The organism is Pinisolibacter sp. DMC100, from assembly GCF_056313705.1.
In genome coordinates, this window is the sequence record NZ_JBQUZT010000014.1 from 1 (window position 1) to 16,542 (window position 16,542).

Annotated in this window: 12 protein-coding genes and 1 tRNA gene; all 13 read right to left on the minus strand. The window is 64.5% G+C overall.

The window, feature by feature from the left end; translation table 11 throughout:
• Positions 1 to 115: 115 nt before the first annotated feature.
• Positions 116 to 2,188 carry an elongation factor G gene (gene fusA, locus ACT541_RS20510; RefSeq protein ID WP_476139265.1) on the minus strand — a complete coding sequence of 691 codons (2,073 nt, stop codon included), beginning with the start codon at positions 2,186 to 2,188 and terminating at the stop codon, positions 116 to 118.
• Between the two features lie 33 nt (positions 2,189 to 2,221).
• Positions 2,222 to 2,692, minus strand: coding sequence for a 30S ribosomal protein S7 (gene rpsG, locus ACT541_RS20515; protein WP_476139267.1), 471 nt, complete (start codon positions 2,690 to 2,692; stop codon positions 2,222 to 2,224).
• A 39-nt stretch (positions 2,693 to 2,731) separates the two neighbouring features.
• A complete protein-coding gene (rpsL, locus tag ACT541_RS20520) occupies positions 2,732 to 3,103 on the minus strand; it encodes a 30S ribosomal protein S12 (protein WP_217927059.1) in 372 nt (123 codons plus the stop codon).
• A gap of 738 nt (positions 3,104 to 3,841) precedes the next feature.
• The gene (gene rpoC, locus ACT541_RS20525) at positions 3,842 to 8,026 is read right to left on the minus strand and encodes a DNA-directed RNA polymerase subunit beta' (protein ID WP_476139269.1); all 4,185 of its coding nucleotides are present in this window, start codon (positions 8,024 to 8,026) and stop codon (positions 3,842 to 3,844) included.
• A 182-nt stretch (positions 8,027 to 8,208) separates the two neighbouring features.
• A complete protein-coding gene (rpoB, locus tag ACT541_RS20530; RefSeq protein WP_476139271.1) occupies positions 8,209 to 12,351 on the minus strand; it encodes a DNA-directed RNA polymerase subunit beta in 4,143 nt (1,380 codons plus the stop codon).
• A 277-nt stretch (positions 12,352 to 12,628) separates the two neighbouring features.
• Positions 12,629 to 13,006, minus strand: a complete 378-nt coding sequence (gene rplL, locus ACT541_RS20535) for a 50S ribosomal protein L7/L12 (protein ID WP_476139273.1) — start codon at positions 13,004 to 13,006, stop codon at positions 12,629 to 12,631.
• A 51-nt stretch (positions 13,007 to 13,057) separates the two neighbouring features.
• Positions 13,058 to 13,576 (minus strand): 50S ribosomal protein L10, encoded by a 519-nt coding sequence (gene rplJ / locus ACT541_RS20540; RefSeq protein ID WP_476139275.1) that lies wholly within the window; start codon positions 13,574 to 13,576, stop codon positions 13,058 to 13,060.
• Between the two features lie 373 nt (positions 13,577 to 13,949).
• Positions 13,950 to 14,651, minus strand: coding sequence for a 50S ribosomal protein L1 (gene rplA, locus ACT541_RS20545; RefSeq protein WP_476139277.1), 702 nt, complete (start codon positions 14,649 to 14,651; stop codon positions 13,950 to 13,952).
• 4 nt (positions 14,652 to 14,655) lie between these two features.
• Positions 14,656 to 15,102: a 50S ribosomal protein L11 gene (gene rplK, locus ACT541_RS20550; RefSeq protein ID WP_476139279.1), complete on the minus strand. Its 447-nt coding sequence runs from the start codon at positions 15,100 to 15,102 to the stop codon at positions 14,656 to 14,658.
• Between the two features lie 292 nt (positions 15,103 to 15,394).
• Complete coding sequence (nusG, locus tag ACT541_RS20555) at positions 15,395 to 15,925, minus strand: transcription termination/antitermination protein NusG (RefSeq protein ID WP_476139281.1); 531 nt, start codon at positions 15,923 to 15,925, stop codon at positions 15,395 to 15,397.
• 26 nt (positions 15,926 to 15,951) lie between these two features.
• Positions 15,952 to 16,149, minus strand: a complete 198-nt coding sequence (gene secE, locus ACT541_RS20560) for a preprotein translocase subunit SecE (RefSeq protein WP_476139283.1) — start codon at positions 16,147 to 16,149, stop codon at positions 15,952 to 15,954.
• A 101-nt stretch (positions 16,150 to 16,250) separates the two neighbouring features.
• Positions 16,251 to 16,326 (minus strand) — tRNA-Trp (locus ACT541_RS20565).
• A gap of 135 nt (positions 16,327 to 16,461) precedes the next feature.
• The coding region (locus ACT541_RS20570) for an EF-Tu C-terminal domain-related protein (protein ID WP_369796697.1) at positions 16,462 to 16,542 on the minus strand (81 nt) is incomplete at its 5' end.

The following is a 16,542-nucleotide window of genomic DNA, read 5'->3' on the forward strand; positions in this document are numbered from 1 at the left end:
GTCTTGCCATGGTCGACGTGCCCGATCGTGCCGATGTTGCAGTGCGGCTTGTTACGTTCGAACTTTTCTTTGGCCATCGGATTTCTCCGTTTGCTCTCTCAGCCGATCAGGCAGATCAGGCGAACTTCTTCTGGACTTCGGCGGCGACGTTCGACGGCACTTCTTCGTAGTGGTCGAACTGCATGGTGTAGCTGGCGCGACCCTGCGAGAAAGACCGCAGAGTGTTGACGTAGCCGAACATGTTGGCCAGGGGCACCATCGCGTTGACGATCTGCGCGTTGCCGCGCGTATCGGTGCCGGCGATCTGACCACGGCGAGAGTTGAGGTCGCCGATGACCGAACCGAGGTATTCCTCGGGGGTCACGACCTCGACCTTCATGATCGGCTCGAGGAGAACCGCGCCGGCCTTCTCGAGACCTTCACGGAACGCCGCGCGAGAGGCGATTTCGAAGGCGATCGCCGAGGAGTCGACCTCGTGATAGGCGCCGTCGACGAGCTGGACCTTGACGTCCACGACCGGGAAGCCCGCCACCGGACCCGAGGTGAGGACCGAGTTGAGGCCCTTCTCGACGCCGGGGAAGTATTCCTTCGGGACCGAACCGCCGATGATCTTCGACTCGAACTCGAAGCCCTTGCCGGACTCGTTGGGTTCGATGTGGAACTTCACGCGGGCGAACTGGCCGGTACCGCCGGTCTGCTTCTTGTGGGTGTAGTCGATGTCGGTCGAGCGACGGATCGTCTCGCGATAGGCGACCTGCGGGGCGCCGACGTTGACTTCGACCTTGTGGGTGCGCTTCAGGATGTCGACCTTGATGTCGAGGTGAAGCTCGCCCATGCCCTTGATGATGGTCTGACCGGACTCGCTGTCGGTGTTGACGCGGAAGGACGGATCCTCCGCAGCCAGCTTGGCGAGAGCGACGCCCATCTTTTCCTGATCGGCCTTCGACTTCGGCTCGACGGCCATCTCGATGACGGGTTCCGGGAACTCCATCTTCTCGAGAATGACGGGATGGTTCGGGTCGCAGAGCGTGTCGCCGGTGCGGGTGTCCTTGAGGCCGACCAGAGCGACGATGTCGCCGGCGTAGGCCTCGGAGATCTCCTCACGGCTGTCGGCGTGCATGAGAACCATGCGGCCGACGCGCTCGGTCTTGCCGCGAACCGAGTTCAGCAGCGAGACGCCCTTCTCGAGCTTGCCCGAGTAGATGCGGCAGAAGGTCAGGATGCCGTACTGGTCGTCCATCAGCTTGAAGCCGAGGAGGGCCAGGGGATCGCTGTCCGACGACTTGCGCTCGGTCTCCTGCTCGGTCTTGACGTCGATGCCCTTGATGGCGGGGCGATCGAGCGGCGACGGCAGGTAGTCGACGACGGCGTCGAGCAGGGGCTGGACGCCCTTGTTCTTGAAGGCCGAGCCGCAGAGCACCGGATAGAAGGCACCGGTGACGACGGCCTTGCGCAGCAGACGCTTGATGGTCGCCTCGTCGGGGTTGGTGCCCTCGAGATAGGCTTCCATGGCGGCTTCGTCGAGCTCGACGCAGGCCTCGATCATGTCGACGCGAGCCGCCTCGCACTTGGCGAGAAGGTCGGCCGGGATCTCTTCGTCGTGATAGTTGGCGCCGAGAGCCTCGTTTTCCCACACGACGGCCTTCATGCGGACGAGGTCCACGAGGCCGGCAAAGTTGGACTCGGCACCGATCGGGATCTGGATCGGGATCGGGCGAGCGCCGAGGCGGGTCTTGATGTCCGAGACGCAGCGATCGAAATCGGCGCCGATCTTGTCCATCTTGTTGCAGAAGACGATGCGCGGGACGTTGTACTTGTCGCCCTGACGCCACACGGTCTCGGTCTGCGGCTCGACGCCCTGGTTGGAGTCGAGAACGCACACGGCGCCGTCGAGCACACGCAGCGAACGCTCGACTTCGATGGTGAAGTCGACGTGGCCGGGGGTGTCGATGATGTTCAGGCGCTTGCCGTTCCAGAACGTCGTCGTGGCAGCCGAAGTGATCGTGATGCCACGCTCCTGCTCCTGCTCCATGAAGTCCATGGTGGCGGCGCCGTCGTGGACTTCACCGATCTTGTGGCTCTTACCGGAGTAATAGAGCACACGCTCGGTGGTCGTGGTCTTGCCGGCATCGATGTGAGCCATGATGCCGAAGTTGCGGTAGTCTTCGATGGCGTGAATACGGGGCATTGTCGACCTCGTCGAAAACGACTTGAGCGGAGTTCACCAGCGGTAATGGGAGAAGGCGCGGTTCGCCTCTGCCATACGGTGAGTGTCCTCACGCTTCTTGACGGCATTGCCACGGTTGTTCGACGCATCGAGCAGTTCCGCGGAAAGACGCTCCGTCATGGTCTTCTCGTTGCGACCACGGGTCGCGGAGAGGAGCCAACGGATCGCCAGAGCCTGGCGGCGTTCGGTGCGAACTTCGACCGGGACCTGATACGTGGCACCGCCGACGCGGCGCGAACGCACTTCGATCTGCGGCGCGACGTTCTCGAGCGCCTGATGGAAGATCGCCAGCGGATCCTGGCGGGTCTTCGACTCGATCAGGTCGAAGGCACCGTAGACGATCGACTCGGCGACCGACTTCTTGCCGTCTTCCATCACGTTGTTCATGAACTTGGAAACGATGATGTCCCCGAACTTCGGATCCGGGTTGATCTCACGCTTCTCGGCAGAGTGACGACGGGACATATGTCTTCCTCGGTCGTTCGAAACTTAAGGGTTACCGGATCACTTCGGACGCTTGGCGCCGTACTTCGAACGGCGCTGCTTGCGATCCTTGACACCCTGGGTGTCGAGGACGCCGCGCAGGATGTGGTAGCGCACGCCCGGAAGGTCCTTCACGCGGCCGCCGCGGATCATGACCACGGAGTGCTCCTGAAGGTTGTGGCCTTCGCCCGGGATGTAGCCGATGACTTCGAAACCGTTGGTGAGGCGAACCTTGGCGACCTTGCGGAGCGCGGAGTTCGGCTTCTTCGGCGTCGTGGTGTAGACGCGCGTGCACACGCCGCGCTTCTGCGGGCAGGCTTCCATGGCGGGAACCTTGTTCCGCTTGGTCGGAGCCTGCCGCGGGCTGCGGATGAGCTGGTTGATCGTCGGCATTCGTCTTCAGCCTTCTCGTGACCAGGCCTTTCGGCCCACTTGTGCGCTCGGCGCGTCCTGGAACGACACCCGGCAAAACCCATCGCCGGGCAGCAACCTCGTTTCATGGGGAAACGAACGGAAAGCACCGGAGCACGGGAACTCATTCCCCGTCCGGTGCGAAAAGTCAGAGGAACGGCGAACCGTTCTTGATCTTCTGCTTTCCAAAGTCGCTATCCCGGCAGCGTCTCGGCGCCCTGTTCCGTTCGATTGGGCCGAACGAAGCATTGGCGGCCGACGGGCCTGCCGTGAAAGTGGGCGGAAACTACCCGCACCGTCCACGCCCGTCAAGGGGTGAAACGAGCAAAAACGCAGGGAATGCGCGGTTCGCCGAGTCGTACGCCGCTCCAAGCGGAATCTTGCGGTTTCATGTCGAAAATGACGCAAAGTTTCGCCAAGAATCGACCCCTTTCGCCAAGTCGAACCGAGGTCACCGTCGTCGTCGCCGGACGAATCCGAACATCGAGACCTTAGAATCGATGTCTCCATCGATTCGACTCTGCCTCTACTGAGCGATCGATTCGGCGAGGCGGCGGCGATGCGCCGCACGACGTCACGAAGATTCGGAAAACGACCTTCGTGACGACCGTTCGATTCCGGGACACTCCACCCGCGACACGGGCGGCTCGGACCCCGAGGTCCCAAAAAAGAAACGCCGCGGGCGAGCCGCGGCGTCTCCGATTCGTCCGAGCGGGTCGATCACTCGGCGGCGGGCAGCGCCGGCGCCTCGACCACACCGCCCTGCGACTTGCGCTCCTCGACGATGAGCTCGTCGCGGTGCGCCGCGATGCGGCGGATGCGGTTGGTGACCGAACCGGTGCCGGCCGGGATGAGACGGCCGACGATGACGTTCTCCTTGAGACCCTCGAGGGCGTCGATCTTGCCGGCGACCGCCGCTTCCGTGAGGACGCGGGTGGTCTCCTGGAACGACGCGGCCGAGAAGAACGAGCGCGTGTTGAGCGAGGCCTTGGTGATACCGAGGAGGACCGGAACGCCGGACGCCGGCTTCTTGCCCTCGGCGATCAGCGCCTCGTTCATCATGTCGAGGTCGAGGCGATCGATCTGCTCGCCGGTGATCACATCCGAGTCGCCCGCATCGGTGATCTCCACCTTCTGCAGCATCTGACGGACGATGACCTCGATGTGCTTGTCGTTGATCACGACGCCCTGCAGTCGATAGACTTCCTGGATCTCGTTGACGAGGAACGCCGCGAGAGCCTCCACGCCCTTGATCGCCAGGATGTCGTGCGGCGCCGGGTTGCCGTCGAGGATGTACTCGCCCTTCTCGATGGTGTCGCCGTCCTGCAGATGGACGTGCTTGCCCTTCGGGATCAGGTACTCGATCGGATCGCCACCATCGACCGGCTCGATCAGGATGCGACGCTTGTTCTTGTAGTCCTTGCCGAAGCGGATCGTGCCGTCGCACTCGGCGATGATGGCGTGATCCTTCGGACGACGGGCTTCGAACAGTTCGGCGACGCGCGGCAGACCGCCGGTGATGTCGCGGGTCTTGGCGGACTCGAGCGGGATACGGGCCACGACGTCGCCGGCGTGGACCTTGCCGTTCGGATCGGCCGAGAGGATCGCGTCGACCGGCAGCGCGTAGCGGGCTTCACCGCCGCGCGACAGACGGGCGATCTTGCCGTCGGCACCCTTGATGACGATCGAGGGCTTGAGATCCGACGTGCGGGCCGAGGCGCGCCAGTCGATGACGACGCGCTTGGTGATGCCGGTCGCCTCGTCGGTCGATTCCGTCATCGTCTGACCGTCGATCAGGTCCTCGTAGCCGACGGTACCGTCGACTTCGGTCAGGATCGGACGGGTGTAGGGGTCCCACTCGGCGATGCGCTGGCCGCGCTTCACCTTGTCGCCCTCGTCGACGAACAGACGGGCACCGTAGATCAGACGATGGGTCGCGCGCTCCGAGCCGTCGGCATCGACGACGGCGACGGTGACGTTGCGGCCCATGACGATCAGGCGGCCTTCCGAGTCGCGCGCCACGTTGCGGTTCTTGAGCGCGATCGTGCCTTCGAAGTTGGATTCGACGAAGGACGAGTCGACGACCTGCGCGGTGCCACCGACGTGGAAGGTGCGCATGGTGAGCTGAGTGCCCGGCTCGCCGATCGACTGGGCGGCGATGACGCCCACCGCTTCGCCCATGTTGACCGGGGTACCACGGGCGAGGTCGCGGCCGTAGCACTGGACGCAGACGCCGACCTTGGTCTCGCAGGTGAGCACCGAGCGGATCTTGACCGACTGGATGCCGGCGGCCTCGATCTGCTTGACGTGCGGCTCCTCGATCATCACGCCGTTCGGCACGATGACCTCGCCGGTCGCCGGATCGGTCAGATCCTCCGCCGCGACGCGGCCGAGGATGCGGCTGCCGAGCGAGGCGACGACCTGGCCGGCATCGACGATCGCCTGGACATGGATGCCGTTCTGCGAACCGCAATCCTGTTCGGTGATGATCGAATCCTGCGCCACGTCGACGAGACGACGGGTGAGGTAACCGGAGTTCGCGGTCTTGAGCGCGGTGTCGGCCAGACCCTTACGGGCACCGTGGGTCGAGTTGAAGTACTCGAGCACGGTCAGGCCTTCCTTGAAGTTCGAGATGATCGGCGTCTCGATGATCTCGCCCGACGGCTTGGCCATCAGGCCGCGCATGGCGGCGAGCTGACGCATCTGGGTCGGAGAACCACGGGCGCCGGAGTGCGACATCATGTAGATCGAGTTGATCGGCATCTGACGGCCGGTCTCGGCATCGATCTGGACCGCGGAGATGCGCTTCATCATCTCCTCGGCGATGCGGTCGGTGCACTTCGCCCAGGCGTCGACGACCTTGTTGTACTTCTCGCCCTGGGTGATCAGGCCGTCCTGGTACTGCTGCTCGAATTCCTTCGCCGCAGCCTGGGTCTCCTCGACCATCGCCGGCTTGGTGTCCGGGATGACCATGTCGTCCTTGCCGAACGAGATGCCGGCCTTGAAGGCGTTGGTGAAGCCGAGCGACATGATGCGGTCGCAGAAGATCACCGTCTCCTTCTGACCGCAGGTGCGGTAGACCGCGTCGATCATGCCCGAGATGTTCTTCTTCGTCATCAGCTGGTTGCAGACGTCGAAGGTGATGCCCGGGTGCTTCGGCAGCAGTTCGCCGATGAACATGCGGCCGGGCGTCGTCTCGTAGATCCTGGTGTAGGTGTTGCCCTCGGCATCCACGCCCTTCCAGCGGCCGCGGATCTTGGTGTGGAGGGTGATCACCTTGCTGTCGAGCGCATGCTGCATCTCGCCGAGATTGCCGAAGGCCATGCCTTCGCCCGGCTCGTTGGCATTCATCAGCGACAGATAGTAGAGGCCGAGAACGATGTCCTGCGACGGCACGATGATCGGCGCGCCGTTGGCGGGGTGCAGGATGTTGTTGGTCGACATCATCAGCACGCGCGCTTCCAGCTGCGCTTCGAGCGACAGCGGAACGTGCACGGCCATCTGGTCACCGTCGAAGTCGGCGTTGAACGCCGTGCAGACGAGCGGATGCAGCTGGATCGCCTTGCCTTCGATCAGCACCGGCTCGAAGGCCTGGATGCCGAGACGATGCAGCGTCGGCGCGCGGTTCAGCATCACCGGATGCTCGCGAATGACCTCGTCGAGGATGTCCCAGACCTCGGGACGCTCCTTCTCGACGAGCTTCTTCGCCTGCTTCACCGTCGACGACAGGCCCTTCGCGTCGAGACGCGAATAGATGAAGGGCTTGAACAGCTCGAGCGCCATCTTCTTCGGCAGGCCGCACTGGTGCAGCTTGAGCTCCGGACCGACGACGATGACCGAGCGGCCCGAGTAGTCGACGCGCTTGCCGAGCAGGTTCTGACGGAAGCGACCCTGCTTGCCCTTGAGCATGTCGGCGAGCGACTTCAGCGGGCGCTTGTTGGCGCCGGTGATGACGCGACCGCGACGGCCGTTGTCGAACAGCGCATCGACCGCTTCCTGAAGCATGCGCTTCTCGTTGCGGATGATGATGTCCGGCGCGCGCAGCTCGATGAGGCGCTTCAGGCGGTTGTTGCGGTTGATGACGCGGCGATAGAGGTCATTGAGATCCGACGTCGCGAAGCGGCCGCCGTCCAGGGGGACGAGCGGGCGCAGATCCGGCGGGATCACCGGAACGACGGTCAGGATCATCCACTCGGGACGGTTGCCCGACTCGATGAAGGACTCGACCAGCTTGAGGCGCTTGGCGAGCTTCTTCGGCTTCAGTTCACCGGTCGCCTCGGCGATGTCGACGCGCAGCTGGTCGGCGATCTTCGGCAGGTCCATGGCCGCGAGCATGTCGCGGATGGCCTCGGCGCCGATCTGGGCGGTGAAGCTGTCCTCGCCGTAGTCGTCCTGCGCCTTGAGGAACTCCTCCTCGCCCAGAAGCTGATGCAGCTTGAGGGGGGTGAGGCCCGGCTCGGTGACGACGTAGTTCTCGAAGTAGAGGATGCGCTCGAGGTCCTTGAGCGTCATGTCCATCAGCATGCCGATGCGGCTCGGCAGCGACTTCAGGAACCAGATGTGGGCGACGGGCGCGGCCAGTTCGATGTGGCCCATGCGCTCGCGACGGACGCGCGACAGCGTGACTTCGACGCCGCACTTCTCGCAGATGACGCCCTTGTACTTCATGCGCTTGTACTTGCCGCACAAGCACTCGTAATCCTTGATCGGTCCGAAGATCCGGGCGCAGAACAGGCCGTCGCGCTCCGGCTTGAAGGTCCGGTAGTTGATCGTTTCCGGCTTCTTGATCTCGCCGTAGGACCAGGAGAGGATCTTCTCGGGGCTCGCGATGGAGATCCGGATGGCGTCGAAGACCGGCGCCGTCGGGGTCTGGGGCGAGAAGATGTTCATCACGTCTTGATTCATGGACCGTCTCCTGTCGGTGTCGCTCGCCCCTGCCGCAAGGGGGAGGGCCACGTCGAGATTTCCTGTCAGTCGTCGGATGCGCGGACCCGGAGCACCGCTCCTCGGCCCGTCTCGCCCCGACATCGTCGAACGCCTCTACGAAGCGCGGGGAGAGGAGGCCCCCCCCCGCGATCCTTCGCGGATCACTCCGCAGCCTGCGCTCCGGCCTCGCCGTTCTCGCCGTCCTCGTCCTCGCCGGGGGCGTCGACCAGTTCGACGTTGAGGCTGAGCGAACGCATTTCCTTGACGAGAACGTTGAAGCTCTCCGGGATGCCGGCCTCGAAGGTGTCGTCGCCACGGACGATCGCCTCGTAGACCTTGGTGCGGCCGGCCACGTCGTCCGACTTCACCGTGAGCATCTCCTGCAGCGTGTAGGCCGCGCCGTAGGCTTCGAGCGCCCAGACTTCCATTTCGCCGAAGCGCTGGCCGCCGAACTGCGCCTTGCCGCCCAGCGGCTGCTGGGTGACGAGCGAGTAGGGGCCGATCGAACGAGCATGGATCTTGTCGTCGACCAGGTGGTGGAGCTTCAACATGTAGATGTAGCCCACCGTGACCTTGCGGTCGAACTGCTCGCCGGTGCGGCCGTCGAACAGCGTCATCTGGCCGGAATGGGCCAGACCCGCCTTGTCGAGGGCCGCCTCGATGTCGTGCTCCTTGGCGCCGTCGAAGACCGGGGTCGCGATCGGAACGCCCTTGCGGACGGTCTCGGCGAGACGCACCACCGACGGCTCGTCGTATTCCGCGACCTGCTCGCCCTTGATGTTCTGGCCGTAGATGCCTTCGATCTCGACCCTGAGCGGGGAGAGATCGCCCGACTTGCGGTAGGCTTCGAGCATCGCGTCGATCTTCTTGCCCATGCCGGCGCAAGCCCAGCCGAGATGGGTCTCGAGGATCTGACCGACGTTCATGCGCGAGGGCACGCCCAGCGGGTTCAGCACGATGTCGACGTTGGTGCCGTCTTCGAGATAGGGCATGTCCTCGATCGGCATGATGCGAGAGACGACACCCTTGTTGCCGTGACGGCCGGCCATCTTGTCGCCCGGCTGGATCTTGCGCTTGATGGCGACGAAGACCTTGACCATCTTCATGACGCCCGGGGGCAGCTCGTCACCGCGCTGCAGCTTCTCCACCTTGTCGATGAAGCGCTGCTCGAGGCGCTTGCGGCTCTCGTCGTACTGACCGCGCAGGGCTTCGACCTCGCCCATGAGCTTCTCGTCGTCGGCGGTGAACATCCACCACTGCGAACGCGGGTACTCCTCGATGAGCTCCTGATTCAGGACCTGGTCCTTCTTGAAGCCCTTCGGACCGGCGATCGCGGTCTTGCCGACCAGCATCTCGACCAGACGGCCGTAGACGTTGCGATCGAGGATCGCCTGCTCGTCGTCACGGTCCTTGGCGAGACGCTCGATCTCCTCGCGCTCGATCGCCATCGCGCGCTCGTCCTTCTCGACGCCATGTCGATTGAACACGCGCACTTCGACGATCGTGCCCTGCACGCCCGGGGGCACGCGGAGCGAGGTGTCGCGGACGTCGGAAGCCTTCTCGCCGAAGATGGCGCGCAGAAGCTTCTCTTCCGGCGTCATCGGGCTCTCGCCCTTCGGCGTGATCTTGCCGACCAGGATGTCGCCCGGACGGACTTCCGCGCCGATGTAGACGATGCCGGCTTCGTCGAGGTTCTTCAGCGCTTCTTCCGAGACGTTCGGAATGTCGCGCGTGATCTCCTCCGGACCCAGCTTGGTGTCGCGGGCCATCACCTCGAACTCCTCGAGATGGATCGACGTGAAGACGTCGTCCTTCACGATGTTCTCGGAGAGGAGGATGGAGTCCTCGTAGTTGTAGCCGTTCCACGGCATGAACGCGACGAGCACGTTGCGGCCGAGCGCCAGATCGCCGAGATCGGTCGAGGGACCGTCGGCGATGATGTCGCCCTTCTCGATGATGTCGCCGACCCGGACCAGCGGACGCTGGTTGATACAGGTCGACTGGTTCGAGCGCTGGAACTTCATCAGCCGGTAGATGTCGACGCCCGACTTCGACGGATCGAGGTCTTCGGTCGCCCGGATGACGATACGGGTGGCGTCGACCTGATCGACGACGCCGCCGCGCTTGGCGCCGATCGCGGCACCCGAGTCACGGGCGACGATCGATTCCATGCCGGTGCCGACGAAGGGCGCCTCGGCGCGCACCAGCGGCACGGCCTGACGCTGCATGTTGGAGCCCATCAGCGCGCGGTTGGCGTCGTCGTTCTCGAGGAACGGGATGAGCGCCGCGGCGACCGACACCAGCTGCTTCGGCGACACGTCCATGTAGTCGACGCGGTCGACCGGGACCATGAGCGGCTCGCCGGCGTGACGGCAGACGATCAGCTCTTCGGTCAGACGGTTGTCGGCCGACAGCACGGCGTTCGACTGGGCGACGTAGTGCTTGTACTCCTCGGTGGCCGAGAGGTAGACGACCTCCTCGGTCACGCGGCCGTCGCGCACCTTGCGGTACGGGGCCTCGATGAAGCCGTACTTGTTCACCCGCGCGAAGGTGGCGAGCGAGTTGATCAGGCCGATGTTCGGGCCTTCCGGCGTCTCGATCGGGCACATGCGGCCGTAGTGCGTCGGGTGCACGTCGCGCACCTCGAAGCCGGCACGCTCGCGGGTCAGACCGCCCGGGCCCAGCGCCGAGAGACGACGCTTGTGCGTGATCTCGGACAGCGGGTTGGTCTGGTCCATGAACTGCGAGAGCTGCGAGGAGCCGAAGAACTCGCGCACGGCGGCCGCCGCCGGCTTGGCGTTGATCAGGTCCTGCGGCATGACGGTGTCGATCTCGACCGACGACATGCGCTCCTTGATGGCACGCTCCATGCGGAGCAGGCCGACGCGATACTGATTTTCCATCAGCTCGCCGACGGAGCGGACACGGCGGTTGCCGAGGTTGTCGATGTCGTCGATCTCGCCCTTGCCGTCGCGCAGGTCGAGCAGCGTGCGGATGACCTCGAGGATGTCGTCCTTGCGCAGGGTGCGCACGGTGTCCTCGACCTGGAGATCCAGGCGCATGTTCATCTTGACGCGGCCGACCGCGGAGAGGTCGTAGCGCTCGGCATCGAAGAACAGCGAATGGAACATCGCTTCCGCCGTCTCGATGGTCGGCGGCTCGCCCGGACGCATCACGCGGTAGATGTCGAAGAGCGCTTCCTCGCGGGATTCGTTCTTGTCGACGGCGAGCGTGTTGCGGATGTAGGCGCCGGTGTTGACATGGTCGATGTCGAGGACCGGGATCTCGAGGTGGCCGAGGTCGAGGATCTGACGGATCAGCTTCTCGGTCAGCTCCTGGCCGGCTTCGGCGTGGACGAGACCGGTCTTCAGGTCGACGATGTCCTCGGCGAGATACTGGCCGACGACGTCCTCGTCGGTCACCTTGAGGGCCTTGAGGCCCTTCTCGGCGAGCTGCTTGGCGGCACGCGCGGTCAGCTTCTTGCCGGACTCGAGGATGACCTCGCCGGTGTCGGCGTCGATCAGGTCGGTGACGGCCTTGTAGCCGCGCATCCGCGCCGGATCATAGGGAACGCGCCAGGCCGAGCCGGAACGCTCGAACGACAGCTTGTTGTAGAAGGTGTCGAGGATGCCTTCGCCGTCCATGCCGAGGGCGAAGAGCAGCGAGGACACCGGGATCTTGCGGCGGCGGTCGATGCGCGCATAGACGATGTCCTTGGCGTCGAACTCGATGTCGAGCCAGGAACCGCGATACGGGATGATGCGCGCGGCGAACAGCAGCTTGCCGGACGCGTGCGTCTTGCCCTTGTCGTGGTCGAAGAAGACGCCCGGCGACCGGTGCATCTGCGAGACGATGACGCGCTCGGTGCCGTTGACGATGAAGGTGCCGTTGTCGGTCATGAGCGGCATGTCGCCCATGAACACGTCCTGCTCCTTGATGTCCTTGACGGACTTGGCGCCGGTGTCCTCGTCGATGTCGAACACGATGAGGCGCAGCGTGACCTTCAGCGGAGCCGCGAAGGTCATGCCACGCTGACGGCATTCGTCGACGTCGTACTTCGGCGGCTCGAACTCGTAGCGCACGAACTCGAGCAGGGCCTTGCCCTGGAAGTCGGAGATCGGGAACACCGACTTGAAGACCGACTGCAGGCCCTCGTCCGGGCGACCGCCCTTGGGCTCGTCCACCTGCAGGAACTGGTCGTAGGACGCCTTCTGCACCTCGATGAGGTTGGGCATCTCCGCGACTTCTCGGATGGAACCGAAGAACTTGCGGACTCGTCTACGACCGTTGAACGTCTGGGCCATTGTCGTCCTCGCTCGGGTTGACCGACGGCAATCCGGAACACCCCACCGAACCTTCGGCGTCTCGGATGTTCGGGAGCACCGTCGCCGCCCCCTCAATCATCGACTTTCCCGTGCCGAATTCCCACGTCTCGACCACGACGCGTGGAGTTGACACGATTCTCGCCTCGACGACACCCTCGCCCTTGACGGGCCTCCGAGAGTGCCGAAATCCCGGGCCGCGAAACCGCGACCCGGGATCGATCTCGCAACGCGGAGCGCAGGCGCGCCCCGCGTCCGATCACTTGAGCTCGACCTTGGCGCCGGCGCCTTCGAGCTGCTTCTTGACCTTCTCGGCCTCGTCCTTGCCGACGGCTTCCTTGACGGCCTTCGGAGCACCCTCGACCAGGTCCTTGGCTTCCTTGAGGCCGAGACCGGTGATCGCGCGCACTTCCTTGATCACGTTGATCTTGTTGGCGCCCGCGTCGACGAGAATGACGTTGAACTCGGTCTGCTCTTCGACCGGAGCAGCGGCAGCGGCCGGGCCGGCAGCGGCGGCGACGGCCACCGGAGCGGCGGCGGAGACGCCCCACTTCTCTTCGAGAGCCTTCACGAGCTCGGCGGCTTCCAGGATGGTCAGGGCGGACAGGTCGTCCACGATCTTGGCGATATCGGCCATTTCTTCACTTCCTTCGAATGGTTCGGTACGTTTCGTCTGTGCGAAGACGGCTCACGCCGCCTGGTCCTTGTCGACGCGCGCCTGGATGACGCGAGCGAGCGCACCGGCCGGAGCGGCCAGAACCGAGGCCAGCTTGGTAGCCGGCTGGTTGATGACGCCCGCGATCTTGGCGCGGAGTTCCTCGAGCGACGGCAGGTCGGCGAGGGCCTTGACGCCGGAAGCGTCGAGAGCCTGCTTGCCGAGACCACCACCAAGGATCACGAACTTGTCGTTCGCCTTGGCGAATTCGGCCGCGACCTTGGGGGCAGCGACCGGATCCTTCGCAGAAAGGATCACGGTCGGGCCCTTGAACAGGTCCGCCATGTGCTCGAGTTCGGTGCCGACGAGAGCCAGCTTGGCGAGGCGGTTCTTCGCGACCTTCACGGTGCCGCCGGCGACGCGGACCTTGCCGCGCAGGGCGGTCATGTCCTTCACCGTGAGCCCCGCGTACTTCGCGACCACAACGGATCCAGTCGTCTTGAACTGGACGTTGAGGGCAGCGACGAGTTCGCGCTTTTCCGCTCTTTCCACGATAGCCTCATTTGCCTTTGACCCCCGCGGAACGAAAGTTCCGGGAGGCCGGTTTCAGGAGGCGTGTCCGGGGACCGGTCACGCCTGCACTTCCTGTCCCCTCCACCCCGGACAGGTCCGGGGATCAAAGGTTCAACGGTCCGAACCGCTTCGAAGATCCGGTCGATCCCGGATGACGAATTCGTTCTTCCCGTCTCGCAAGGGCCCCTCGAATCGCACTCGAGTTCGACGAATTAAGCCTTCCGGGTTTCCCCTTCCGGCGCCCTTGGTCTCGGACAGTTTCCCGGGCGAACCCGGGAAGATCGCCCCTGCCCTCTCGGGCGTGGGCATCGCCCGCCCCGGCGAACCGGGACGGGAGAATTCAAATCACCGCTCAGGAGGCGGCGTGGACGGTCGACGGGTCGACCTTCAGGCCGGGGCCCATGGTCGACGACACGGCGACGCGCTGCAGGTAGGTGCCCTTGGCGCCGGTCGGCTTGGCCTTCTGCACCGCATCGGCGAAGGCGACGATGTTCTGGACGAGAGCCTCGACCGAGAACGAAGCCTTGCCGACGCCGGCATGCACGATACCGGCCTTCTCGGCGCGGAACTCGACGGCGCCGCCCTTGGCGTCGGTGACGGCCTTGGTGACGTCCATGGTCACGGTGCCGACCTTCGGGTTCGGCATCAGGCCGCGCGGGCCGAGCACCTTGCCGAGACGGCCGACCAGCGGCATCAGGTCCGGGGTGGCGATGCAGCGATCGAAGTCGATCTTGCCGCCCTGGATGGTGGCGAGCAGGTCCTCGGCGCCGACGATGTCCGCACCGGCGGCCGTGGCCTCGTCGGCCTTGGGGCCGCGGGCGAAGACGGCGACGCGGACGGTCTTGCCCGTGCCGTTCGGCAGGTTGCAGACGCCGCGGACCATCTGGTCGGCGTGACGGGGGTCGACACCCAGGTTCATCGAGATCTCGACGGTCTCGTCGAACTTGGCGGTGGCCCGCTCCTTGACCAGCTTCACGGCCTCTTCGAGACCATAGAGCTTGACGGGGTCGATGCCCTCACGGGACTTGGCGACGCGCTTGGCGATCTTCGGCATCGTCTTACTCCACCACACGCAGGCCCATGGACCGGGCGGTACCCTCGATCATCTTCGCCGCGGCGTCGATGTCGTTGGCGTTCAGGTCCTTCATCTTCTTCTCGGCGATGTCCTTCAGCTGGGCCTGGGTGACCTGGCCAACGACGGCACGACCGGGAGTCTTGGAGCCCGAACCGGGCTTCTTCTTGGTGTCCAGCTTCGCGGCCTGCTTCAGGAGGAAGCTCGCCGGCGGCGTCTTGAACTCGAAGGAGAAGCTCTTGTCGGTGAAGTACGTGATCACGACCGGGGTCGGCTGACCCTTCGGCATTTCCGCGGTCTTCGAATTGAAGTCCTTGCAGAACTGCATGATGTTCAGGCCGCGCTGACCGAGCGCGGGACCGATCGGCGGCGACGGGTTCGCAGCACCCGCCGGCACCTGGAGCTTGATGTAGCCCTGGACCTTCTTCGCCATCTTCTGGCTCCTCGTTCATCGCCGGACGGCGCCTTCGCGCCTCCGGCTCACCGGAGTTGGTGGTCGGGCACCGCACGGCGTCTGGCGACGACGCAGGGGGGCCTCCCACCCGTCCGACCGACCGGCATGCCGGAGATCGGACTCGTTCACCGTTCCTTCGCGATCTTCGGGCCATCCTCGCGGACGATCCCGGAGCACCTCCGGAGCGGACCACCCGAAGCGATGCCTCGGACGGAACGAGACCACCCCCGACCGCGAGTGCGGCGGAGGCGGCCTACGAATTCGGGTCTCGTCAGATCTTCTCGACCTGACCGTATTCCAGATCGACCGGGGTCGCGCGACCGAAGATCGACACCGCGACCTTGAGGCGCGAACGCTCCTCGTCGACCTCTTCGACGACACCGTTGAAGGAGGCGAACGGACCGTCCGACACCTTCACGTTCTCGCCGACCTCGAAGGTGACCGACGGCTTCGGGCGCTCGACGCCGTCCTGCACCTGCTGCAGGATACGGAGCGCCTCGGATTCCTGGATCGGCATCGGCTTGTTGTCCGAACCGAGGAAGCCGGTGACCTTCGGCGTGTTCTTGATCAGGTGGAAGACCTGGTCGGTCAGTTCCGCCTTCACCAGCACGTAGCCGGGGAAAAACTTGCGTTCGGCATCGACCTTGCGACCGCGCCGGACCTCGACGACCTTCTCGGTCGGCACGAGGATCTGTTCGAACATCGCCTGCAGGCCATTCTGAGCAGCGCGCTCACGGATGGACTCGGCGACCTTGTTCTCGAAGTTCGAGTAGGCGTGAACGATGTACCAACGCATGGCCATGAAAGGAGATCCTCGGTCCGCCGCCGTCACCGGCCCAAGCCGAGCACGAGGCTCACGCCCCAGCCCATCAGCTGATCGGCCATGAGAAAGAAGAATGCAGCCAGGAAGGCCATCGCCACGACCATGAGCGTGGTGATGCCGGTCTCGTTGCGGGTCGGCCAAGTGACCTTGGCGACTTCGTCGCGAACCTGTTGCACGAAGGTGAAGGGGTTGGTCTTGGCCATCCGTCGCTCACGACATGCGGGCGCGGGAGGGGGATCCCTCGCGCGCCTCGCCGGGACATCTACCTAGTGCGTCGAGCGGGCATTCTCAAGCGAAAATCGACTGGCAGGGGCAGTAGGACTCGAACCTACGACCCTCGGTTTTGGAGACCGATGCTCTACCAACTGAGCTATACCCCTGTGGGCACAGTCGAATTCGGCTTTCAGCCCTCCGCCGCGATCTTACTCGAAAGCTCGATCGCGACGAAACTTTTTTATCCACAGGCCACCCTGCAGGGAGGCCTTCCCGCCCGAATCATGGGCGGGAGGACATCATCAGGCGATGATCTTGGCGACGACGCCGGCGCCGACGGTGCGACCGCCTTCACGGATGGCGAAGCGGAGCTTCTCTTCCAT

Bases quoted from the DNA above. Each gene is read 5' to 3' on its own strand.
- fusA (WP_476139265.1), bottom strand. From the start codon at position 2,188: ATGCCCCGTATTCACGCCATCGAAGACTACCGCAACTTCGGCATCATG.
- rpsG (WP_476139267.1), bottom strand. From the start codon at position 2,692: ATGTCCCGTCGTCACTCTGCCGAGAAGCGTGAGATCAACCCGGATCCG.
- rpsL (WP_217927059.1), bottom strand. From the start codon at position 3,103: ATGCCGACGATCAACCAGCTCATCCGCAGCCCGCGGCAGGCTCCGACC.
- rpoC (WP_476139269.1), bottom strand. From the start codon at position 8,026: ATGAATCAAGACGTGATGAACATCTTCTCGCCCCAGACCCCGACGGCG.
- rpoB (WP_476139271.1), bottom strand. From the start codon at position 12,351: ATGGCCCAGACGTTCAACGGTCGTAGACGAGTCCGCAAGTTCTTCGGT.
- rplL (WP_476139273.1), bottom strand. From the start codon at position 13,006: ATGGCCGATATCGCCAAGATCGTGGACGACCTGTCCGCCCTGACCATC.
- rplA (WP_476139277.1), bottom strand. From the start codon at position 14,651: ATGCCGAAGATCGCCAAGCGCGTCGCCAAGTCCCGTGAGGGCATCGAC.
- rplK (WP_476139279.1), bottom strand. From the start codon at position 15,102: ATGGCGAAGAAGGTCCAGGGCTACATCAAGCTCCAGGTGCCGGCGGGT.
- nusG (WP_476139281.1), bottom strand. From the start codon at position 15,925: ATGGCCATGCGTTGGTACATCGTTCACGCCTACTCGAACTTCGAGAAC.
- secE (WP_476139283.1), bottom strand. From the start codon at position 16,149: ATGGCCAAGACCAACCCCTTCACCTTCGTGCAACAGGTTCGCGACGAA.